A 21,875-nucleotide genomic window follows, 5' to 3' on the forward strand; every position below is an offset into this window, starting at 1 on the left:
TCCGCTTTCGCATCAATCGACATGCAGCACTCCCAGACCCACTTGCGCTCCCGGCCGATTTCGGCAGGCCATTTGCGTGCCTTCGAGGCGGTGGCGCGGCACCTGAACTTCCGTGCGGCCGCCGAGGAAATGGCGCTGACCCAGTCGGCGGTGAGCCGGCAGATCCAGTCGCTCGAAGAAGAAGTGGGCGTGCCGCTGTTCCTGCGCCACACCCGGGCCGTGGAGCTCACCGGAGCCGGCGCGCAGCTTCTGCTGGCGGTGCAGCAGTCGCTGCCACGCATCGACGGTGCCGTGCGGCAGATTCGCCAGAGCGCGGGGCGCAAGAGCGTGTCGCTCACCACCTTTGCGTCGTTCGCCTCGATGTGGCTGATCCCGCGGCTGGAGGCCTTCCAGCGCGACAACCCCGACATCGACATCCGCATCGACGCCAGCGACACCGCGGTCGACCTCGACGTGGCCGACGTCGACATCGCGCTGCGTTACGGCCCACGCGAGAGCATGCCGGCCGGCGCCGCGCGGCTGTTTGGCGAAAACCTCACGCCGGTGGCGAGCCCGTGGCTCATCAAGAGCAGCCCGCCGATCAAGGTGCCGGCCGACATCGCCCGCTTCACGCTGATCGAGGCCGGCGATGCCCACCGCACGCACCTGGAATGGCTGACCTGGCGGCGCTGGTTCGAAGACAACAAGCTGGAGCGCGCACAACCCAAGCGCTGGCTCTACTTCAACTACGCCTACCAGATGGTGCAGGCCGCCCTCACCGGCCAGGGCGTGGTGCTGGCGCGCAGTTCGCTCATCGCGGAAAGCCTGGCCAACGGCGATTTGATCGAGGTGCTGCCGCACCACCGGATGGATTCGCCGATGGCCTACTGGCTGATCGTCGGCCCGCGCAACGCCTTGCGACCGGAGATCAAGGCTTTCTGCGACTGGCTCGAAGCGCAGGCCGCGACCACGCGCGAAACGATCGGTGAAGTGGCCGACGGGGACACGGTGGAGGACACCGACTGAGCGGCCTCAGCCGATCGGCCAAACCACGCCGTTGTCATTCAGGATCGCATCCAGCGGCACGTCATGTGCCTCGGGCTCCAGGTCGTCCAGGTAGCCCTGCGTGAAGCCGAGACCGACCGTGAAGGGCCGCGGCTGCAGCGTCGCGAGCGTGCGGTCGTAGAAGCCGCCGCCGTAGCCCAGGCGATAGCCGCCGGCGCTGTAGCCGAGGCACGGCACGAACAGCAGGGTCGGCACGATGAGCTCGGTGTCCTTCGGCTTCGGGATGTCGTAGGCGTCGTTCTCCATCGGGCAGCCGGGATACCAGGAGTGGAAGGTCAGCGTCTTGTGCACGCGGTCGACCACCGGCAGGCCGATGCGGCGGCGGTGCGGCTCGTCGAGCAGTTCGCCGTCTTCCTTCCAGCGGTGCAGCGCGGGCAACGGATCGAACTCGCCCTTGATCGGCCAGTAGGCGCCGATCACGGTATCGGGACGGCCCACCAGCCAGATCCGCATGACGCGCTGCAACAGGTCTGCGCGCGACTGTCGATCGGGCAGCGCCAGGCGCTGCTCGATGAGCGCGGCACGCAACTGCCCTTTGAGAAAAGCTGCCGTTTCCGACCGGGTTTGGCCCGGGTCTTCCGCGTTTTCACCGTGTGCTTTGTCCATAATCCCAAGATGAAGTTTCGAAGCATTCTGGCACCCCTCGTCCTCTCGGCCACGGCCTTCACGCAACCCACCCTGGCACAGACTGGCGGCGACGATGTCGTGGTGCAGATGAAGCAGGCATTCCAGCGCGGCGACAAGGGGCGCCTGACCGCCCTGCTGCCCCAGGCCCGGGGCAGCACGCTCGAACCCTGGGCAGCGTACTGGGAGCTCAAGGCCCGCCTGCAGGAAGCGAGCCCCGCCGAAGTGCAGGACTTTCTCGCCCGCTATGCCGGCACCTACCAGGAAGACCGCCTGCGCAACGACTGGCTGCTGCTGCTCGGCCAGCGCCGCGACTGGGACAACTTCGCCGCGCAGCACACCGCCTACCGCATGGGCGACGACCCGCAGGTGCGCTGCTACGCGGTGCTGGTCGACACGCTCAAGTCGGGCACGCCCAGTGCTGCCCAGGCGGACGCGGTGCGCCGCACCTGGTTCGCGCAGCGCGACGCCGACGATGGCTGCCTCACCGCCGCCGACCGCATGATTTCCACGCGAATGATGTCGCCCAACGACGCCTGGAAAAAGGCGCGCCTCGCGATGGAAGCCAACCGCCCGCAGACCGCACGCGCCGCCGTCGGCCTCGCCTCACCCGATGCGCTGCCGATCTTCGAAGAAATCAACGCGAGCGCGACGAAGTTCCTGCTGACGCGCGGCCCGGTCGTCGCCAACTCGCGCCGCGAACTCGTGGTGCTGGCGCTCATCAAGATCGCGATGGCCGACCCCGAACAGGCCGCCGCGCAGATGGACGCCAAGTGGGGCGTCATGCTCGCGGCCGAGGAGCGCAACTGGGTCTGGGGCACGATCGGCCGGCAGGCCGCCTCCAAGCTCTCGCCGGCCGCCAACAGCTACTACGCGAACGTCACGAAGGTCAGCGACCTGTCCGACGACATGCTGGGCTGGAAGGTGCGCGCAGCCTTGCGCGCCGGGCAATGGAAAGACGTGCAACAAGCCGTGTCGGCCATGAGCGAAGAGTCGCAGCTCGACCCGGCCTGGGTCTACTGGAAAGCCCGCGCGCTGGCGGCGCAGGGTGGCGAACAGCGCCGCACAGAGGCGCGCACGCTGTACGAAACCATCGCGGGCACACGCGGTTTCTATGAGCTGCTTGCCCTCGAAGAGCTCGGCCAGCGCGCCGTCGTGCCGACGCGCCCCGACCCGCTCACCGCCCAGGAAAAAGCCACTGCGCGGAGCAATCCGAGCTTGACGCGCGGGCTTTATGCGATCGCGATCGGCCTGCGCTCCGAAGGCACCCGCGAGTGGAACTACGCCACCAACCTGCACGACAAGGGCGGCATGGACGACCGCGCCCTGCTCGCCGCGGCCGACCTCGCCTGCCAGCGCGAGGTGTGGGACCGCTGCATCAACACCAGCGAACGCACCAAGGGCGTGATCGATGCCGAGCAGCGCTTCCCGATGCCGTTCCACGACACCGTGCTGCGCAAGAGCCAGGACATCGGCCTCGATCCGGCGTACGTGTACGGCCTCATCCGGCAGGAAAGCCGTTTCATCATGGATGCGCGTTCGGGCGTGGGCGCCTCGGGCCTCATGCAGGTGATGCCCGCGACCGCCAAGTGGACCGCCAACAAGATCGGCCTGCCCTACTCGGCCGGCATGATCGCCGACCGCGAGACCAACATCACGATCGGCACCAACTACCTGAAGCTCGCGCTCGACGACTTCGACGGCTCGATGGCACTCGCCGCCGCGGCCTACAACGCCGGGCCCGGGCGACCGCGCAGCTGGCGCAACGGCCCGGTCATGGACGCGGCGATCTGGGCCGAAAACGTCCCGTTCGCCGAGACGCGCGACTACGTGAAGAAGGTGCTCGCCAACACCACCAACTACGCGGCGCTGATCAGCGGCCAGCCGCAGTCGCTCAAGGCGCGCCTCGGCCGCGTCGGGCCGCGCAACAGCGCCGAGCCCGAGCCCAACAAGGACCTGCCCTGAACAAGATCCTGGGCACCCTGCGCGCCAGCCTGCCCAACTGGGCGATCGAATGGCTGGAGGTGCTCGTTCCCATTGCGCAGGTCGCATTGATCGTGCTGGGCGCCTGGCTGCTCTTCAGCGTCATCCGGCGACTGATTCGCCGCGTCACCACCGGCTATGGGTTGCCCAATGAAGTGGGCCTGGTGTCGCGCCGCGTCGCGGGCTTCCTGATTTTTGGCGGCGCCCTGCTCTGGAGCCTCGAAAGGCTCGGCGTCTCCGGCGCCGTGCTGTGGACGGCCTTCACCGGCTTCGCCGCCGTGGGCGCCGTGGCCTTCTTCGCGGCGTGGAGCGTGCTGTCGAACATCTTCTGCGCCGTGCTGATTTTCACGACGCGCATGTTCCGGCTCGACGACACCGTCGAGCTGCTCGAGAACGGCGAGAAACCGGGTTTGCGTGGTCGCGTGCTCGACATCAACCTCATCTTCACGACGCTCGAGGAAAGCGGCAACGCCATCGCCGGCACCACGCTGCAGATCCCGAACAGCCTCTTCTTCCAGCGCGCGGTACGGCGCTGGCACGGCGATCCGCCGGCTCGCGCCTGAGCCCCAACCATGTCGTTCAGCCAGGAAATCGCCCGCGTCATCAGCTCCGAGTTCTCGGATGTGGGCGATCTCGCGCAGGTCGTTCGCATCGTGGTGCGGCTGTTGCTCGCGGCCGTGCTCGGCTTCGCGCTGGGCTTCGAGCGCGAGCAGCGCGGCAAGGCGGCCGGCGTGCGAACGCACATGCTGGTGGCCATCGGCTCGGCGTTGTTCGTGCTCATCCCGCAGCAAAGCGGCATCGTGCCGGCCGACATGAGCCGGGTGATCCAGGGGCTCATCGCCGGTGTCGGCTTCCTGTGCGCGGGCACGATCCTCAAGCAGGGCAAGGACGAGCAGCAGGTGCAGGGGCTGACGACGGCCGCCGGTTTGTGGATGACCGCCGCCATCGGCATGGCGTGCGGCCTCGGCCGTGAAGTGACGGCGGTGCTGAGCGCACTGCTGGCGCTGGCGGTGCTCGGGATCGTCCCGCGCATCGTGGCGTTGCTCGAGCGCGTCGTCGGCCCGCCCGAAAAGCCGCCCGCCACCCGCGAACCGGACGACGCACGGCGCTGAGCCCTCTGCTGCGCCACGCATCAATCGGCGCTGCATTCGGCATCAAAGCCCGGCGCCGCGGGCGCTAGCATGACCGGCTCAATCTCCGGAAGAACCCCGTGCAAACGCTCTACATCGGCAACAAGAATTACTCGTCATGGTCGATGCGGCCGTGGGTGCTCATGACCGAAGCCGGCATCCCGTTCGAAGAAGTCATGGTGCGCTTCGACGCGTTCGAGCCGGGCTCCGAATTCAAGCGGGTGGTCGGCGCGCTGAACCCGGTGGCCAAGGTGCCCGTTCTGCTGGCCGGCGACCTCGTCGTGTGGGACACGCTGGCCATTGCCGAATACCTCGCCGAGACCTTTCCCGACAAGGCGTTGTGGCCCACCGCGGTGGCCGACCGCGCACGGGCGCGCAGCATATGCGCCGAAATGCATTCCGGCTTCGGGGGCCTGCGAGGCCACTGCGCGATGAACATCGAGGCCTCGTTGCCCGAAGTGGGCGCGCGGCTGCTGCGCGAACAGCCGGCGGTGCAGGCCGACCTCGACCGCATCGTGCAGATGTGGAGCGAGCTCCTCGCGCAGCACGGCGGCCCGATGCTGTTCGGCCAGTTCACCATCGCCGACGCCTACTTCGCACCGGTCTGCAGCCGCATCACCACCTACGCCTTGCCGGTGCCGCCGCCCATTGCCGACTACATCGCGCGCGTGCAGGCACTGCCGAGCGTCAGGGCATGGACCGAAGCGGCGCTCGCCGAGCACGACTTCGTGCCGTTCGACGAGCCGTATCGCACCGCGCGCTGACGAGCACCGCACCTACACTGCGGCGCATGCAAACCTACCTCGTCGGCGGCGCGATCCGCGATGCCCTGCTCGGCCGGCCGGGCAGCGACCGCGACTGGCTGGTCGTCGGCGCCACGCCCGAAGAGATGGTGGCGCAGCGCTTCCTGCCCGTGGGACGCGACTTCCCCGTGTTCCTGCACCCGACGACGCGCGAGGAATACGCGCTCGCGCGCACCGAACGCAAGAGCGCGCCGGGCTACCGCGGCTTCACCATTCACGCGTCGCCCGATGTCACTCTGGAACAGGACCTGGCGCGGCGCGACCTGACGATCAACGCGATCGCGCTTCCTGCAGCACTGGCGGGCGCCGGCGTCGATCTGCATACCGAGGCGCTGGTCGATCCGTTCCACGGCCAGCGCGACTTGCGCGACAAGGTGCTGCGCCACGTTACCGACGCCTTCCGCGAAGACCCGGTGCGCATCCTGCGCGTGGCGCGTTTCGCCGCGCGTTTCGCCGACTTCAGCGTGGCGCCCGAGACCTTGGCGCTGATGCGCGGAATGGTCGAGGCCGGCGAGGTCGACGCGCTGGTGCCCGAGCGCGTGTGGCAGGAACTCGCGCGCGGGCTGATGGAGACCACGCCGTCGCGCATGTTCGAGGTGCTGCACGACTGCGGCGCGCTCGCGCGGCTGCTGCCGGAGGTCGCGCCGTCGGCCGATCGACTGCGCCTGCTCGACGGCGCGGCCCGTGCGGGCGCTACGCTGCCGGTGCGCTTCGCCTGCCTCACGCAAGGGCTGGGACCGGCGTTGATGTCGCTTTGCGAGCGCTGGCGCATACCGACCGACGAGCGCGATCTGGCCCTGCTGGTCGACCGCGAACGCGCGGCGCTCGACGCCGATGCCACGACCGCTCCGGCCGGGCAGGTCGCACTGCTGGAGCGCTGCGATGCGTTCCGCAGACCCGCGCGATTCACCGAAGCCCTCGCAGCCTGCGAGTGCCTGTCGGGCGACGCCGGCTGGCCGCCGCGCGCGCGGTGGCTGGCCGCGCTCGCCGCGGCGCAGTCCGTGGCCACCGACGCGGTCGCGCGCACCGCGCAGCAGGCGGGCGCTACCGGCCCGAAGATCGGCGAGGCCATCCGCGCGGCGCGCGTCGACGCGGTCGCCGCTGCCGGCTGAATCCGTCCGTTGCGGCCCGATGCGCGCCACAAGGGGCGATTTGCGGCATTGGCCGACGCCGCGGCGTCGGCCGCACTGCTAAGGTAGACGGCGATGCAGAAGCCCCCCCAACTGACCCCAGACGCCGCCCTTTTCCTCGATTTCGACGGCACGCTCGTGGCCCTGGCCGAGACCCCCGAAGCGATCGAGGTGCCGAGCGCGCTGGTCGCCTTGCTGGGCGATCTGCACGATTTGCTGGGCGGCGCCGTCGCCGTGGTGTCGGGCCGGCAGATCGATTCGATCGACCGCTACCTCGCCCCGCTGCGACTGCCGGCCGCCGGCGAGCACGGCGTGCAGCGCCGCGATGCCGAAGGCCACATGCAGGAGCAACGCGCCCCCGACCTCACCCACGTGCTGGAGGCCGCCAACGAACTGGCGCGCGTGCACGAGGGCCTCTTGGTCGAGCGCAAGCACGCGGCCATCGCGCTGCATTACCGCCTGTCGCCGCAACTCGAAGCCGTCTGCCGCGATGCGATGGCGCGCGTGATCGACGGGCAGCCGCAGCTCGAACTGCTGCACGGCAAATTCGTTTTCGAAGTGAAGCCTTCGGGCGTGAACAAGGGCACCGCGATCGATGCCTTCATGCGCGAAGCACCGTTCACCGGCCGCACGCCGGTGTTCGCCGGCGACGACACCACCGACGAACACGGCTTCGCGGTCGTGCAGCCGCGCGGCGGCATCGCCATCAAGGTCGGTTCCGGCCCGAGCCTGGCGCTGCACCGGCTCGATTCGACGCGCGAAGTGTTCGAGTGGCTGGTGCAGGCGCGCGACCTGCTCGCCGAGCCCGCGCGCGGAGGGAGCCGCTGATGGGACGCCTCGTTGTCGTCTCCAACCGCGTGGCCGATCCGCGCAAGCCTGCAGCGGGCGGCCTGGCGGTCGCGCTCGGTGAATCGCTGCAGCAGACCGGCGGCATGTGGTTCGGCTGGAGCGGCCACATCGTGGAGGGCGGCCCGACCGGCGAAGGCGAGCTGCACAAGCAGCAGGCCGGCCCCGTCACGCTGGCCACGCTCGACCTGAGCCGCGAAGACCACGACAGCTACTACCTCGGCTACAGCAACGACGTGCTGTGGCCCGTCTTTCATTACCGGCTCGACCTGGCGCATTTCGATGCCGGCTTCATCGGTGGCTACCGCCGTGTGAACCAGCTGTTCGCGCGCAAGCTGCTGCCGCTGCTGAAAGAAGACGACATCATCTGGGTGCACGACTACCACCTGATTCCGCTCGCGGCGGAGTTGCGTGCGATGGGCTGCAAGCAGCGCATCGGCTTCTTCCTGCACATTCCCTTGCCGCCCACGGAAATCATGGCGGCCATTCCGCAGCACGAGTGGCTCATGCGCTCGCTCTTTGCCTACGACCTGATCGGGCTGCAGAGCAACCAGGACAAGCAGCATCTCGAACGCTATGTGATCGGCGAGGCCAACGGCAAGGCGCTCGGCGACGACGTCTACACCGCTTACGGCCAGACCGTGCGCTGCAGCGCGTTCCCGATCGGCATCGACGTCGACGAGTTCGCGGCGCTGACGCACGCGAAGGAAGGGCGAGACATGTACGACACCATGAAGCGCGAGTATTCGACGCGCCGCCTGCTGCTCGGCATCGACCGGCTGGACTATTCCAAGGGCATCCCGCAGCGCGTGCGGTCGTTTCGCGAGCTGCTCGCAAACTATCCGGAAAACCGTCGCAGCGCGACCCTGATCCAGATCGCGTCGCCCACGCGCGAGAGCGTCGATGCGTACGCCGACATCCGGCGCGAACTCGAGTCGCTGTGCGGCGCCATCAACGGCGACTACGGCGAGCTCGACTGGATGCCGGTGCGCTACATCCACCGCATGGTGGCGCGCAAACGCGTGCCGGGCCTGTGTCGCGCGGCCGCCGTGGGATTGGTCACGCCGCTGCGGGATGGCATGAACCTGGTCGCCAAGGAGTACATCGTGGCGCAGGACCCAGCCGATCCCGGCGTGCTCGTGCTGTCGCGTTTCGCAGGCGCTTCGGAGCAGCTGAAAGAAGCGTTGCTGGTCAATCCGTACGACACCCACGGCACCGCCGAGACCGTGCAGCAGGCGCTGCAGATGCCCCTCGAAGAGCGGCGCGTGCGCCATCAGAAATTGCTGTCGCGCGTGCGCGAGCAGGACATCCACTGGTGGCGACGCACGTTCCTCGACGCGCTCGAACGGACGACCGAGCAGCGCCCCTGATCGCACCCCCGTGCGCAGCGCTCAGCGCAGGAACGCCGTCGTCACACCGGCCAGCCAGTCCATGAACGCCTGCAACCGCTTGGGCATGTTGCGCCGGCTCGCGTAGACGAGCGACACCGGCATCGGCTCGCCGGTGAAGCCCGGCATCACCTCGACCAGCTGACCTGCGTCGACCATCTGCCGCAGCCCGATCGCAGGCGCCTGGATCATGCCGAGGCCGGCCAGGCATGCGGCTTCGTAAGCATCGGTGTGCGTGACCGTGATCACGCCCGGCATGTCAAGCGTGCAGTACCGCTCGCCATCGTGGTACTCCCAGCCCGACGGCGTCGCGCCGAGCGTCTGGACATAGCGAACGAGCCGGTGTGAGCGCAGGTGGTCGAGCGTGAGCGGCACGCCGTGGCGCTTCAGATAGGCGGGGCTTGCGAAATTGACCAGCGGCAGTTCGCCGAGCGGACGCGCGACCAGCCCCGAATCGTGCAGCCGGCCGATCCGCAGCACGCAATCGAAACCTTCGTGCACGAGATCGACCCGGCGATCGGTGCTGCTGAGCTCGATTTCGAGCAGCGGATGCGCCGCCAGAAATTCCGGCAAGCGCGGGATCACCACATGACGCGCGAAGCCGGTCGGCAGGTCCACCCGAAGGCGGCCGCGCAAGCTCGTCGGCGCCTTCTGGAACAGCGTTTGCAGTTCCTCCGCCTCGGCCAGCAGCGCCTCGGCGCGCTCCAGGAACTGCTCGCCGTCGGGCGTCATGCGCACGGTGCGCGTCGTGCGGTGCAGCAGACGCACGCCGATGTCGGCTTCCAGGCGCTGAACAGAAGTCGACACCCGCGCCTTCGGCAGGCCGAGTTGCCCGGCCGCCGCGGTGAAGCTGGAAAGCGCAGCCACCTTCACGTAAATGCGCAGCAGATCGAGGTCCATGCGGCGCATTGTTATTTAAAGCAGAACAGTCTTCTGGATTTTTGCGGGTTTATCAGCTGATTGTTCTTTCGTACAGTCACGCCATCCCCTCCAACCCGGACCTGAACAATGACTTTCACCCCGATCGCACTCGTCACCGGCGCCAGCCGTGGCCTCGGCAAGAACACCGCCCTGCACCTCGCCCGCCGCGGTGTCGATGTGATCCTGACCTACCGCAGCGGCGCCGACGAAGCCGCTGCGGTCGTCAAGGAAATCGAAGCACTCGGGCGTCGGGCGGTGGCGCTGCAGCTCGACGTATCGGTCAGCGCCACTTTCGACGGCTTTGTTGCCGAGGTGACGCAAGCGCTGGCACGCGTCTGGCAGCGCGACCGCTTCGACTATCTCGTCAACAACGCGGGCATCGGCATCCACGCCAGCTTTGCCGAGACCACCGAAGCGCAGTTCGACACGCTGATGGCGATCCAGCTCAAGGGCCCGTTCTTCCTGACGCAAAAGCTGCTGCCGCTTGTCGACGATGGCGGCCGGATCGTCAACATTTCGACCGGGCTGGCGCGCTTCGCGTTGCCGGGCTACGCGGCCTATGCCTCGATGAAGGGCGGCATCGAGGTGCTCACCCGCTACCTGGCGAAGGAACTGGGCCCGCGCGGCATCTCAGTGAACGTGGTGGCGCCGGGCGCCATCGAGACGGACTTCGGTGGGGGCGTGGTGCGCGACAACGCACAGATGAATGCGATGGTCGCGTCGCAAACCGCGCTCGGTCGGGTCGGCCTGCCGGACGACATCGGCGGCGCGATCTCGATGCTGCTGCAGCCCGACAACCGCTGGATCACGGGCCAGCGCATCGAAGTGTCGGGCGGCATGTTCATCTGATCCGCGCGAACGCAACGCCGCGCTCAGTTGCAGCGGAACATCACGCCGGTTTCGCCCGGCGCGCGGCCGAGCATGCGCGCGGTGGTGCCCTGCGTTTTGCAATAGTCGGTCGCTTCGACGTAGGTCGGAGCGCGCAGCCGGCCATCGCCGAACTTCACGACTTCATTGGGAGGCGTGCCGCAGCCCGTGATCGCGAGGGCCAGGAGAGACAAGGTGAGCCATTTCATGGACGCCATTGTGTCAGTCCAGGAGCGCCAGGGCACCGTAGTCGCCGACGCTGTCGCCGAGCCCCGCCGGCACCAGCAGGACCCCGTCGGTGAGCGGCTTCAGCTTGCCGTCGATCTGTGCCTGCAGGCGCGGCAGCAGCAAGTCGCGGTTGTTCCAGAAGACGCTGCCGCCCAGGCTGATGCGCTGGAGGTCGAGCGTGACGATCAGGTTGTAGAGCATGCGGCCCATCACGCGGCAGAGCGCGTCGGTCGTCGCGAGCGCGTGGGCGTCGCCGGCACTGGCGGCGCCGAGCAGTTCGGCGGCGGGCTGGTCGAAACGCCGTGCGATCGCGTTGCCCGCGGCCAGTCCCTCGACGTCGCCGACGTTGCCGCAACCGCACAGCGCCGCGGCGTTGTCGTCGTCCGCGACGAAGGTGTGGCCGGCATGGCCCGCGTTGCCGTTCTTGCCGCGCAAGGCGCGCCCGTCGACGCACAGGCCGACGCCGACGCCGGTGCTCCAGGTCACGTACGCGCAATGGTCGAGGCCCTGCAGCGCGCCCCATCGGCGCTCGGCTTCGAGCGCGGCGAGCGCGTCGTTTTCCACGCGCACCTGCCGGAAGCGCTGGCGCAGCGGCGCCTCGATCGCGGCGGTCATCCAGTCGTTGGGCAAGCCGCGCGCGGGCCCGGCGAGGCCGCCGCAAATGTTCGGCGAGGCGAGCTCGACGCAACCGGCGTTCATCACGAACGGACCGGCCGACGACACGCCGACGCCTTCGATGCTGTCGGGCCGCACACCAGCCTCGGAACAGGCCACGTCGATCAGGCGCATGACCTGCACCGCCACCGCATCGTTGGCGCCGCTCTTGGCGGTGGGCTCTTGCTGGCGCGCGATCAATTCGCGGCTGCCGGGCTCCGCGAGGCTCACGGCCACCTTGGTGCCACCGATGTCGACGCAGGCTTTCATGTCTTGGGAATCCTTGTAAATATCGTGCGGGCCGGGGCGAACCGGCGTCAGAGCCAGCGCGCGATGAGCGCAGCGATCAGGCTCAGCAACACGGTGCTGGCGATGGGCAATTGCCAGTCGCGACCGAACAGGCGGAACTCGAAATCGCCGGGCAAACGCCCGAATCCGAAGCGCCGCAGCCAAGCCGTGAGCCCGCTCATCAACACGAGCGCGAGCACGACGACGATCAGCCAACGGATCATGCGAACGAGTTTAGGCGTTGAGGACCGCGAGGGCCGCGCGGTGCAACGCGGGCGTGGCAGCGGCGATCACGCTGCCGCTCGAATCGAGACCGAGCGCACGTCCTTGCCAGTCGGTGATGACGCCGCCCGCCGCTTCGATGAGGCCGGCCGGTCCGAGGTAGTCGTAGGGCTGCAGGCCGGTTTCCACCACCAGGTCGATGGTACCGCCGGCGAGTTGCGCATAGCCGTAGCAATCGCCACCGAAGCGGCGCATCGCGCACTGCCGGCTCAGCCGGTCGAAGGCGGCCCACTCGGCCGGCGGAAAGATGTCGGGCGAGGTGGTGACGATGCGCGCCTTCGCGATGTCGGTGCAGGTGCTCACGCGCACCGGCTGGCCGTCGCGCTGCGCGCCTTGCCCGGCCTGGCCGGTCCAGCGCTCGCCGAGCACCGGCATGTCGACCATGCCGAACACGACGCGGCCCCCTTCCAGCACGCCGATCAGCGTGCCCCACAGTGGCGACCCGGTGATGAAGCTGCGCGTGCCGTCGATCGGGTCGAGCACCCAGACGCGCGCTGCATCGAGCCGCTCCAGGCCCTGCTCTTCGCCATAGATGCCGTCGGCAGGGCATTGCGTGCCCAGAATGCCCCGCATCGCGGTTTCGGCCGCGCGGTCGGCCCGTGTCACGGGGCTTTCATCGGCCTTGGTGATGATCTCGAGCGGTGTGCGAAAAAACGCGAGCGATTGCGCGGCCGCAGCGTCGGCGAGTTCGCCGGCAATGCGCAGCAGGTCGTTGGCAGAAGAGGAACTCATGAGGCAATTAAACCCGAGCTTGTTCGGGTTGCCACCTTTGACACACCGACGCCGCGCCATCAGCATGGCCCGAAACCTGCTCGAAGATCCAGATGCTTTCTTTCCGATTCGTTCAAACCCTCTGGCTCGTTCTGTGCCTGGGCCTGGCGTCCGTCACGTCCGTCGCCCACGCAACGCCGCCGCCCGACGAGCAGAAACTCATCGCCGCGCTGATCCAGCGGGTCGAGACGATGAGCTCGATGAAGTTCATGCGCAACGGCATGACGTACTCGGCCGCCGATGCGGGCAAACACATGCGCGCGAAGTACGACTACTTCAAGGACAAGATCGGCACGGCCGAGGAGTTCATCGCGCGCTGCGCGTCGCGCTCCGAAATGACCGGCATGCCCTACCGCATCCAGACGAACGACGGCAAGGAATACGACGCCAACGCCTTCCTGACCCAGGAGCTGCGCAAGGTGCGCGGCGCCCCCTCTTCCGGCTGAGCCCTTCAGAGCGTGTGGGAGCGGTCGCCCTGGGCGAAGCCCATCGCGTCCCACGGTTCGCCGGCCGTGAAGCCGACGACCTTGAACAGTTCGCCCATCTCGTGTTCGTTGATGAGGCGCGCCGCCAGCACGCGCTCAGCCAGGGGCGCCTGTTCCATCTTCTCCAGCAGCCCGCAGTTCAGGAGAAACCGGGCCTGGCTGCAATAACCGAGTACCTCGAGTCCCGCGTCCTGCCCCGCGAGGGCAATTCCGGTGAAATTCACGTGCGCCGTGATGTCCTTGCGTCCCACGTCGCGCAGCGGGTTGTCGTCGGCCTGGTGCGCCTGATGGCACATCACGGTGCCCATGTGCCGCTGCGGGTGGTAGTACTCGCCCTCCGGAAAACCGTAGTCGAGGAAAAAAGCCGCGCCCTGCGTCAGGCGGTCGGCCAACGTGCCGATGAAGGCTTCGGCCTGCGGGTGGATTTCGGTGAGGTAGTCCTGCGGACCTTCGGGCTCGACGGGCGGCCGCAGGTCGGTCGGGCGGTCTTCCCAAGCCCAGCCACTGTGGTCGGCGCCGTCATCGCCCACGCGCTTGACCACGCCGCGTTCGAACCACTCGCCCTTCACACGCATCAGCAACTGCACCGGCATCGCGTCGAGCACCTCGTTGCCGACCACCACGCCCTGCATCGTTTCGGGCAACTCGCTCCGCCATTGGACCTTGTCGCCGTGGTGAGCCAGCGCCAGCTTCTGGCGCGCGCGCAGGGTGCCTGACAGGTCGACGATGCGGTAGCGCGACACCCGGTCGCCCAGCGCGTCGAGCAACTGCCCGGCGAGCGCGCCGGAGCCCGCGCCGAACTCCCAGACGGTGTCGGTGCCGGTTTTTTCCAGCGCTTCGGCCACCTGCGCCGCGAGCGCCTGGCCGAACAGCGGCGAGAGTTCCGGGGCCGTCACGAAATCGCTGCCCGACGACGGCATCTGGCCGAACTTGGCGGAGTCGTTGGCGTAGTAGCCGAGCCCCGGTGCGTACAAGGCCATGGCCATGAAGCGGTCGAAGGGCAGCCAGCCGCCGGCGCGTTCGAGCGCGGCATCGATAATCCGGGTCATCGGGCCGGCGCGTTCACTGCCGGTTTCCACAGTCTTTTTCATTCGGGAAATTTAGCAGGATGGCATCCACACCACGCGGCGTGCTCGTGACCGGCGGCGGGCAACGGCTCGGCGCAGCCGTCTGCGAAGCCTTTGCGCGCGCGGGCTGGACGGTGTGGTGCCAGTACCGCGCTTCGCGCGAAGCGGCCGAGGCACTGTGCGCGCGGCTGCGCGGCGAAGGTTTTGCGGCGCAGGCGGTCGAGGCCGACATCGGCAACGAAGCCGCGCGCGAGGCGCTTATCGCGCAGATCGCGGCCGACGTGCCGCTCGCCGCGATCGTCAACAACGCCTCGGCCTTCGAGCCGGACACGGGCCTGGACTTCGAACCCGATGCCGCGTTGCGCCAACTGGGCGTGAACCTGATCGCGCCGCTGTCGTTCGCACGGCTGCTGGCCCGACAACCGGTCGACGGCACTGACCGTTCGGCGATCCACATCCTCGACCAGAAGGTGTTCAACCTGAACCCCGACTATTTCTCGTACACCGTGTCCAAACTCGCGCTGGAACGGGCCGTTTCGCTGCAGGCGCAATCGCTCGCACCGGCGGTGCGCGTCTGTGGCGTGGCGCCGGGCCTCCTCTTCACGAGCGGGCCGCAGAACGACGCCAACTTCGCGAAGGCCGCGCAGGCCAACCTGCTGCGTCGCCCGATCGATCCGGCCGACGTCGCGCGGACCTGTGTCTTCCTTGCCGAAACGCCCAGCGTGACCGGCACCACCCTGTGCGTCGACAACGGCCAGCACCTGGTGCCGCTTGCGCGCGACATCATGTTCGTCGTCGACGACCTGCTGAAAGCTTCCGCCCCATGACCTTCGCCGCCCTCGACCCCTTGCTGCTGACCTGCCGGCGCGTGTTCCTGAAGGACTACGAGGTCTGGATCAACATCGGCGTCCACGAATTCGAGAAGAAGGCCGAGCAGCGCGTCATCATCAATGTCGACCTCTACGTGCTGCTGGAACTGTCGACGCCCAAGGCCGACGAGCTCGACGAAGTGGTCGACTACGACTTCATCCGCCGCACCGTCGCCACGCGCCTCTCCAAGGGCCACATCCATTTGCAGGAAACGTTGTGCGACGACATCCTCACGCAGGTGCTGGCGCATCCCAAGGTGCAGGCCGCGCGCGTGTCGACCGCCAAGCCCGATGTGTATCCCGACTGCGAAGCGGTCGGTGTCGAAGTCTTCCGGAGCAAATGACATGAGCGCCGTCTGGATCGACGAGGTGCCCGACGCGGCATCCAACACCCTGAAGATCGCACGCGAGACCCACAAGCTCGAAAAGCGCCTGTGCCGCGAGGTCGGCCGCGCCATCGTCGACTACAACATGATCGAAGAGGGCGACAAGGTCATGGTGTGCGTCTCGGGCGGCAAGGTTCTTAGCACACCAGCCTGCCTGTAAACGTTGCAGGTTTCCGCTCTCAGAATTAGTCGAAGTGGCAAGCCTCCGGAGGAGGCGCGTCAGTCTCTGAATTTTGGTTGTGGATAACCTGTTGACAAGATGTGAAATCTTGTTTGATAGCACGATTCAACTCTGCTTGTCATGGTTTAAGCATCAAGCAGTTCTCTCTTGGGTCGAATGCGGCGTACGCCTTCGTACATTTCGCGCGAGGCTCTCAAAAAGAGCAACCCGCTTCCCGAGCTGGACCGAAATGCCGCGAGATCGTCCGTATTGAGACTGCGAACAGCAAGGTCAGTATTCCTGCTCAGCGAAGCTCTGGCGAGGATCCACCGTTTCCTACTTCGTTGTTTCATGGTGCACCTACGACGATTCAGTGGGCTACGGCCATAGCATGCCCTACCAGACCATCGACTTCGACCGCCCGACAATCAAGCCGGGGATGCATCGCGAACGTGTCTAGTTGCGCCAGCGGAATGCCGAACAGATGGCCGCTCTGCAGCGATTGCTGCCGGCGACCGTCGGCCGATCAGTGTCTGCTCTAGGCGGGGTAGCTGCCGTTTGCTGACGGCTGACGGCTTATTTCGGATGAACACCCCTACTGTGCGGCGTCGCCCACATCAACGTTCCTGACGTCGCCATTGCTGCCGGCGAGTGCGATGCTCCCTGCACCAGCTGCCCCAGGTGATGTAAATGTCGGGCAGGGTATGTTGCAAGTACGACCTCTTCATGACTTGCCGAGTTGATGTTTGCCTTGTGATCTGAAAGCAGCCTCAACCGCATGCCGCGCCGTTTTACTTTTTCCAGTCCATTTCGCTATAATTTTTCGACGGAGATGGCATTCCTTCCGTGAACCGCCCTGGCATCGCCCGGGGCTAATGATGCCTACAGACACCTGATCACATTACAGGGCTGTAGGCGTTCGCGCTCAGATTCTTTGCTTGGTCAGGCCGATTGATTCGTTTCCTTGACCCGCATGAGCCGATTTAGACGACCTGAACAATTCGACCTGCTGCCGTACATCGGCAAGTGGCTCGTGATTGCCTCCGTTGTGGCCTTCCTGGCCGGCAGCGCTTCCGCACTTTTCCTCTTCGCCCTCGACCGCGCCACGGCTTGGCGCGAAGCGCATCGTTGGATCATCTGGCTGTTGCCCCTCGCCGGTGGCGCCGTCGGCTGGGTGTACTTCAAGCTCGGCAAGCAGGTCGAGGCCGGCAACAACCTGCTGATCGACGAGATCCACGACCCGAAGAAGGTCGTGCCGCTGCGCATGGTCCCGCTCGTCCTGGGCGGCACCGTCATGTCACATCTCTTCGGCGCGTCCGTGGGTCGCGAGGGGACGGCGGTGCAGATGGGCGGCGCACTGGCGGACCAGCTCACGCACGTCTTTCGAATGCAGCCTGCCGATCGCCGCATCCTGCTGATGGCGGGCATCAGCGCTGGCTTCGCCTCCGTGTTCGGGACCCCGCTGGCGGGGGCACTCTTCGGCCTCGAGGTGCTGGCCATAGGCCGGATGCGCTACGACGCCCTATTTCCCTGCATGGTCGCTGGCATCGTGGCCGATCAGGTCGGCATGGCCTGGGGCGTGCACCACATGCACTACGCGATCGGAGAGGTGGTCGCGGTTACGCCTTGGAGCGTCGGAGCCGTCGTGATCGCTGGTGTGATTTTCGGTCTCGTCGGCCTCGTGTTTGCGACCGCGACGCACCAGCTCGGAGGGCTTGTCAAGCGATGGATCTTTTATCCGCCGCTGCGCCCGATGTTGGGCGGCATCGTGATCGCGCTCGCCCTCTGGGCTCTCGGCAGAGCGGGCTTCGATGCGCATCGCTACATCGGGCTGGGCATTCCTAGCATCGTCAACGCCTTCCAGGAACCTTCGGCGCCGTGGGATTTTTTTGGCAAGCTGGCCTTCACCGTCACCTCGCTCGGCACAGGCTTCAAGGGCGGCGAGGTCACGCCGCTGTTCTACATCGGCGCGACCTTGGGCAACGTCCTGGCGCCCATGCTGCAGCTGCCCTTCGCCATGCTCGCCGGCATCGGCTTTGTGGCCGTGTTCGCGGGCGCGGCCAACACGCCACTGGCCACCATCGTCATGGCAATCGAACTGTTTGGGCCGCAGATCGGACCGCTCGCAGCCATCGGCTGCATCACCAGCTACCTCTGCTCCGGCCACACCGGCATCTACCACTCGCAGCGCGTCGGCCACATCAAACACCATGGCGGTCCCCCAGAGGAACTGCGTATCGCCGATGTCCCGCAATTCCGTAAAAAGCAGCAGACCCAGCACGTCTCCGCAACCAGAGATGACCGCTCATGAGTCGCGCTGAAAACTATCCGTCGACGGTGATGGCACTGCAGCTGTATTTCCCAGCCGGCAGCCATGCGAACCCAACCCGTATCTGGTATCACCTGAGCGTTCCAGGGTTTGCGCAGCAACTGTTGGTCTCGGCAAAGCGCGCGCACCTGCAGTCGGCGCTGCTCTACCACGTCACATCGGACCACCTCAAACGAGAGCGCGTGACGCATCATCAGATCGACGGCTCCCACATACTGCATTCGCAGTGCCTGGAGCTGATTGACACCGAAATGCAGCTACGCGCGTTCATCTGCCACGCGCAGCGCGTCCGCCACGGCAAGCATTGCCAATCCTTGCCCAAAAACCCTCGGCAGGCGGACATGGCTCAGTTCCGGCGCAAGCAGAAGCAGGAGAAGCGGGACGTTGTTTTGGAGGAGACGAAGTCATGACGACTCAGGCCCCCACTCCTACGTACGACCTGACCGTTTGCGTCTGTACTTTCCCGCCAACAGCCGCGCCAAGGCCACGCGTTTGTGGCACCGATTGGGCGCGCCCGCGCTGGCGCAGCATCTGTTGGAGGTTGCTCGTCGCTCGGGTATTCAACAAGCCTTGCTGTACCCGATCGGATCGGGCTACCTGCCAGGGGAGCGGCTCACGCACCACCACCTTGAAGACCATGCTTTGCGACATCTGCAATGTCTGGAGTTGCTTGACTCTGAAACTCGGCTTCGGACCTTCATGCAGGAGCACGCGGAGGAGTTGGGCAAGGTGCGGGCCGTTCTTTTCGCTTGCGAGCTTCCAATGACCGACGGCGAGTCGGAGTCGCCAACCAACGCCCAATCGTGCCGACCGCCAGTGCCGCCATCGACACGCGTCTCATGAGAGTGCCAGTCATGGCATCGGCTTCTCTTTTTCGTTCACGCTCACCAGGAGTTCATCATGAAGGGTTTCCAGATCACGTTCTTTGCCGAGCAGGAACATCGACACGACCACAACCCCATGGGAGACTGGCTTTTGCAATTTGCCAAGGACAACGGTGCGTTGGGCGGAAGCTTGATGGGCGCGGCTACGGGTTTCGGATCCGCCGGAAAAATGCATTCCACTCACTTTTTCGAACTGGCCCAGCAGCCTGTGGCGGTGACGGTATCGGCCACGGAAGAGGTCGCCGAACGACTGCTTGCAGCGATTGCGCTTGAGCCGGTCACGGTGTTCTACATCCAGGTGCCAATGGTCTACGGGCGGATCGGCAAAGCAACGCCGCCCGCGTCGGCCGGTGATGCCGCTGATGCCGGCGATTGACCGCAGCGTTGACCTTCGCCGAGGACCGTTTACGAATGACTGTCGACAACTGCTTGCTGGCGATCTCCGGTCTTGCGTCGCCGTTCGGCGGTCCGTTCGATCTGGCCTTGAACGCCGGCGAATGTGTCTGCGTGCTCGGCAGATCAGGATCGGGCAAGAGCGTCCTGCTGCGCCTGATCGCCGACATGGACCCCGGCACCGGCGGCGTGAACCTGGCCGGGAAACGCCGGGAGACATTTGCAGCGCCGGCGTGGCGAGGTCGTGTGATCTACCAGTCAGCCGAACCCGCTTGGTGGGCGTCAACGCCGGCAGCCCACTTCCCGTCTGCCGCGTCGAGCCGGGTCGCCGAACTGATGGCGGCGCTCGGGCTGGGCCCGGACCTGCTGGACGCCGACATCGCACGCCTTTCGACCGGCGAGCGTCAACGCCTGGCGCTCGTCCGCTCGATGGTGCGGGAGCCCGACGTGCTGCTGCTCGACGAGCCTTCGGCCTCGCTCGACGGCGCCTCCACGCTGGCGATTGAATCCCTGCTTCTGCAACAGCTCCGCTCCGGCCTCGGCATCGTGATGGTGACGCACTCGCGTGAGCAGGCTGTGCGGATGAGCCATCGCCACTTCGAGATGCGCGACGGCAAGCTGCACGCGCCATGAGCACCATCCATCTTCACGCCACGGACGTGGCGCTCGCCACGTTGCTGGTGCTGATCAACGCCCTGGCGTCCGTGCTCCTGCACCTGCAGTTGCATCGGCAGGTGCTCTGGGCCGCTACCCGCATGGTCGTCCAGCTCCTGCTGGTCGGCTTGGTGCTGCGCTTCGTGTTCCAGGCGGCGTCGCCGGCGGCCACTCTCGGGATCGTCGCGCTCATGCTGCTGGCGGCCGCGCGCGAAGTCGCAGTGCGTCCAACTCGGCGTCTCAAGGGTGCCGGGAGTTACCGCATCGCGGCGGTGGTCGTCGGCTTCTCGAGCATCGCCACCGTGTTGCTCGCATTGATGACGGCGATCCGCCCGCAGCCCTGGTACGACCCGCGCTACGCCATCCCGCTGATGGGCATCGTGCTCGGCAGTGTGCTCAATTCGGCCAGCCTGGGTCTCGACAGCTTCTTCGAAGGCATCAGCACCGGGCGCCCGGCGATCGAGGCGCAGCTGGCGCTCGGCGCCAGCATCCACCAAGCGCTGGCCGCACCGATCCGCCATGCGATCCGCCGCGGGATGATTCCGATCATCAACCAGATGTCGGCCGCGGGTGTCATCACGCTGCCCGGCATCATGACGGGGCAGTTGCTGGCCGGCATGGATCCACTCGAGGCCGTGAAATACCAGATCCTGCTGCTTTTCCTGCTCACAGGCGCCGGCGGTCTCGCGTCGGCGGGCGCGGTCTATCTGGCGGCGAGGGCTGTCACCGACGACCGACAGCGCCTGCGCGCAGATCGACTGAAGTAACACTCAGATCATGTTTCGAAAATCCCGAATCTAAAGAAGATCATGAACAGGCACCTTGCTTGTGCGCTCGCCTGGGCATCGCCGCCGCATCTGCGACGTTCAATGGCTCGGCTGAGAACACCCACGCCACCGGATCCGCATGCCGACAGGCAGGGCAATTGAACGTGTCGGCGCCACGATCGCAGGTGCAACTGCTGCTCATCCGACACGGTGAGTCCGAATGGAACCTGGCACAGCGTTTCACCGGCTGGGCCGACGTGGGTCTCACGCCGCGGGGTGTGCGTCAGATGCAGGAGGCCGGCCGTGCGATTCGGCGGTCAGGTCTGGTCGTCGACCGCGTCTTCTCCTCCATGCTGGTCCGTTGCATACGGTCTGTCGACTGCTTGCTGCTCGCAGCGGGAAGTCCATCGGCGCCACGCACAGCCGACTGGCGGTTGAACGAGCGGCACTATGGTGCATTGACGGGGTCATCCAAGGCCGAAGCCATCGCGCGGTACGGTGCCGATCAGGTGCAAGCTTGGCGCAGGTCGTACCGCGCGGTACCGCCGCCGTGGACTCAGGACGATGTCGATCGGGTGGCGACGGATCCATCGATGGAACCACCCTGCGCAGGGCTGGAACCCCTGCCCTTGGCGGAATCACTCGCGCAAACCGTTCTGCGGGTGACCGCGCTCTGGCAGGAACTGATCGAACCATCATTGGCGTCGGCCCAAACGGTAGCTGTCGTCGGTCATGGCAACAGCCTGCGGGCGCTGGTGATGCAGCTTGAAGAACTCAGTGAACAAGCGGTCTCGTGCCTGGAGATCGCCAACGGCGAAATGCGTGCCTATGAGTCAGGCGCTGGTCGCACACTGCATCTGCAATGCATCTGGCAGCCATCTGCGCTGGCGCCCATCTCAAAAATTCTTTGAGACAGCGGAAT

25 protein-coding genes, 1 pseudogene and 1 riboswitch are annotated in these 21,875 nt (G+C 66.5%); of the genes and pseudogenes, 19 read left to right on the top strand and 7 right to left on the bottom strand.

The annotated features are described in order from the left end of the window. Positions 1-21 precede the first annotated feature (21 nt). Positions 22-1,005, top strand: a complete 984-nt coding sequence (locus tag AX767_RS06225) for a LysR substrate-binding domain-containing protein (RefSeq protein WP_068629621.1) — start codon at positions 22-24, stop codon at positions 1,003-1,005. 6 nt (positions 1,006-1,011) lie between these two features. Here the strand turns inward: AX767_RS06225 and AX767_RS06230 are convergent, their stop codons facing one another. After that, entirely contained in the window at positions 1,012-1,650 is a 639-nt protein-coding gene (locus AX767_RS06230) for a 5-formyltetrahydrofolate cyclo-ligase (protein WP_082754857.1), read from the bottom strand. Positions 1,651-1,659: 9 nt separating this feature from the next. Here AX767_RS06230 and AX767_RS06235 point away from each other — a divergent pair, with 9 nt between their 5' ends. The 7 genes from AX767_RS06235 to AX767_RS06265 all read left to right on the top strand — a co-directional run bounded on the left by AX767_RS06235 (position 1,660) and on the right by AX767_RS06265 (position 8,930). Next, a complete protein-coding gene (locus tag AX767_RS06235; protein WP_068629622.1) occupies positions 1,660-3,633 on the top strand; it encodes a lytic transglycosylase domain-containing protein in 1,974 nt (657 codons plus the stop codon). A gap of 59 nt (positions 3,634-3,692) precedes the next feature. Next, positions 3,693-4,214, top strand: coding sequence for a mechanosensitive ion channel domain-containing protein (locus tag AX767_RS06240; RefSeq protein ID WP_335338849.1), 522 nt, complete (start codon positions 3,693-3,695; stop codon positions 4,212-4,214). 9 nt (positions 4,215-4,223) lie between these two features. Beyond that, a complete protein-coding gene (locus AX767_RS06245) occupies positions 4,224-4,763 on the top strand; it encodes an MgtC/SapB family protein (protein ID WP_068629624.1) in 540 nt (179 codons plus the stop codon). Positions 4,764-4,861: 98 nt separating this feature from the next. Further along, positions 4,862-5,545: a glutathione S-transferase family protein gene (locus tag AX767_RS06250; RefSeq protein ID WP_082754859.1), complete on the top strand. Its 684-nt coding sequence runs from the start codon at positions 4,862-4,864 to the stop codon at positions 5,543-5,545. A 26-nt stretch (positions 5,546-5,571) separates the two neighbouring features. Beyond that, a complete protein-coding gene (locus tag AX767_RS06255; RefSeq protein ID WP_068629626.1) occupies positions 5,572-6,696 on the top strand; it encodes a phosphatase in 1,125 nt (374 codons plus the stop codon). Positions 6,697-6,789: 93 nt separating this feature from the next. Then, a complete protein-coding gene (gene otsB, locus AX767_RS06260; RefSeq protein ID WP_068629628.1) occupies positions 6,790-7,542 on the top strand; it encodes a trehalose-phosphatase in 753 nt (250 codons plus the stop codon). Then, entirely contained in the window at positions 7,542-8,930 is a 1,389-nt protein-coding gene (locus AX767_RS06265; RefSeq protein ID WP_068629630.1) for an alpha,alpha-trehalose-phosphate synthase (UDP-forming), read from the top strand. Before otsB ends, AX767_RS06265 begins: the two co-directional genes overlap by 1 nt. A 21-nt stretch (positions 8,931-8,951) precedes the next feature. On the opposite strand, the gene AX767_RS06270 is transcribed toward AX767_RS06265, so the two are convergent. Beyond that, entirely contained in the window at positions 8,952-9,848 is an 897-nt protein-coding gene (locus AX767_RS06270; RefSeq protein ID WP_156480973.1) for a LysR family transcriptional regulator, read from the bottom strand. 108 nt (positions 9,849-9,956) lie between these two features. On the opposite strand from AX767_RS06270, the gene AX767_RS06275 reads away from it, so the two are divergent. Further along, positions 9,957-10,718, top strand: a complete 762-nt coding sequence (locus tag AX767_RS06275; RefSeq protein ID WP_068629634.1) for an SDR family NAD(P)-dependent oxidoreductase — start codon at positions 9,957-9,959, stop codon at positions 10,716-10,718. A gap of 23 nt (positions 10,719-10,741) precedes the next feature. On the opposite strand, the gene AX767_RS06280 is transcribed toward AX767_RS06275, so the two are convergent. From AX767_RS06280 to hisN, 4 genes are read right to left on the bottom strand one after another with little or no spacing between them, the layout of a single operon-like run. After that, positions 10,742-10,945 (bottom strand): hypothetical protein, encoded by a 204-nt coding sequence (locus tag AX767_RS06280; RefSeq protein ID WP_068629636.1) that lies wholly within the window; start codon positions 10,943-10,945, stop codon positions 10,742-10,744. A gap of 13 nt (positions 10,946-10,958) precedes the next feature. Further along, positions 10,959-11,888 (bottom strand): ROK family protein, encoded by a 930-nt coding sequence (locus AX767_RS06285; protein ID WP_068629639.1) that lies wholly within the window; start codon positions 11,886-11,888, stop codon positions 10,959-10,961. Between the two features lie 47 nt (positions 11,889-11,935). Continuing rightward, on the bottom strand, positions 11,936-12,130 hold the full coding sequence (locus AX767_RS06290; protein ID WP_068629641.1) for a DUF2905 domain-containing protein: 195 nt from the start codon (positions 12,128-12,130) through the stop codon (positions 11,936-11,938). Positions 12,131-12,140: 10 nt separating this feature from the next. Beyond that, complete coding sequence (gene hisN, locus AX767_RS06295; protein ID WP_068629644.1) at positions 12,141-12,920, bottom strand: histidinol-phosphatase; 780 nt, start codon at positions 12,918-12,920, stop codon at positions 12,141-12,143. A 92-nt stretch (positions 12,921-13,012) separates the two neighbouring features. Between hisN and AX767_RS06300 the strand changes: the two genes are divergently transcribed. Beyond that, a complete protein-coding gene (locus tag AX767_RS06300; RefSeq protein WP_068629646.1) occupies positions 13,013-13,405 on the top strand; it encodes a DUF5329 family protein in 393 nt (130 codons plus the stop codon). A gap of 5 nt (positions 13,406-13,410) precedes the next feature. Here AX767_RS06300 and AX767_RS06305 read toward each other — a convergent pair whose 3' ends face one another. After that, a complete protein-coding gene (locus tag AX767_RS06305; protein ID WP_068633413.1) occupies positions 13,411-14,493 on the bottom strand; it encodes a class I SAM-dependent methyltransferase in 1,083 nt (360 codons plus the stop codon). Between the two features lie 59 nt (positions 14,494-14,552). Between AX767_RS06305 and AX767_RS06310 the strand changes: the two genes are divergently transcribed. From AX767_RS06310 to AX767_RS06355, 9 genes and pseudogenes are all read left to right on the top strand, one after another. Then, complete coding sequence (locus AX767_RS06310) at positions 14,553-15,338, top strand: SDR family oxidoreductase (RefSeq protein WP_068629648.1); 786 nt, start codon at positions 14,553-14,555, stop codon at positions 15,336-15,338. Beyond that, positions 15,335-15,724: a dihydroneopterin aldolase gene (locus AX767_RS06315; RefSeq protein ID WP_068629650.1), complete on the top strand. Its 390-nt coding sequence runs from the start codon at positions 15,335-15,337 to the stop codon at positions 15,722-15,724. Before AX767_RS06310 ends, AX767_RS06315 begins: the two co-directional genes overlap by 4 nt. Before the next feature lies 1 nt (position 15,725). Next, positions 15,726-15,899 (top strand): annotated as a pseudogene (locus AX767_RS06320) (tRNA 2-thiocytidine(32) synthetase TtcA); the annotation flags it as partial. 846 nt (positions 15,900-16,745) lie between these two features. Beyond that, positions 16,746-16,818: riboswitch (Fluoride riboswitch) on the top strand. Positions 16,819-16,899: 81 nt separating this feature from the next. Then, positions 16,900-18,237: a voltage-gated chloride channel family protein gene (locus AX767_RS06325; protein ID WP_055839859.1), complete on the top strand. Its 1,338-nt coding sequence runs from the start codon at positions 16,900-16,902 to the stop codon at positions 18,235-18,237. Beyond that, positions 18,234-18,665 (top strand): hypothetical protein, encoded by a 432-nt coding sequence (locus tag AX767_RS06330; protein ID WP_156480974.1) that lies wholly within the window; start codon positions 18,234-18,236, stop codon positions 18,663-18,665. The genes AX767_RS06325 and AX767_RS06330 overlap by 4 nt, the downstream gene beginning before the upstream one ends. Positions 18,666-19,155: 490 nt before the next feature. After that, positions 19,156-19,515, top strand: coding sequence for a DUF190 domain-containing protein (locus tag AX767_RS06340; protein WP_068629658.1), 360 nt, complete (start codon positions 19,156-19,158; stop codon positions 19,513-19,515). Between the two features lie 8 nt (positions 19,516-19,523). Then, positions 19,524-20,165, top strand: a complete 642-nt coding sequence (locus AX767_RS06345; RefSeq protein ID WP_237288571.1) for an ABC transporter ATP-binding protein — start codon at positions 19,524-19,526, stop codon at positions 20,163-20,165. Next, positions 20,162-20,953 carry an ABC transporter permease gene (locus AX767_RS06350; RefSeq protein WP_068629662.1) on the top strand — a complete coding sequence of 264 codons (792 nt, stop codon included), beginning with the start codon at positions 20,162-20,164 and terminating at the stop codon, positions 20,951-20,953. Before AX767_RS06345 ends, AX767_RS06350 begins: the two co-directional genes overlap by 4 nt. Positions 20,954-21,138: 185 nt before the next feature. Continuing rightward, the gene (locus tag AX767_RS06355; RefSeq protein WP_168164807.1) at positions 21,139-21,864 is read left to right on the top strand and encodes a 2,3-bisphosphoglycerate-dependent phosphoglycerate mutase; all 726 of its coding nucleotides are present in this window, start codon (positions 21,139-21,141) and stop codon (positions 21,862-21,864) included. Positions 21,865-21,875: the final 11 nt, after the last annotated feature.

This window comes from Variovorax sp. PAMC 28711, from assembly GCF_001577265.1.
Classification (GTDB): Bacteria; Pseudomonadota; Gammaproteobacteria; order Burkholderiales; family Burkholderiaceae_C; genus Variovorax.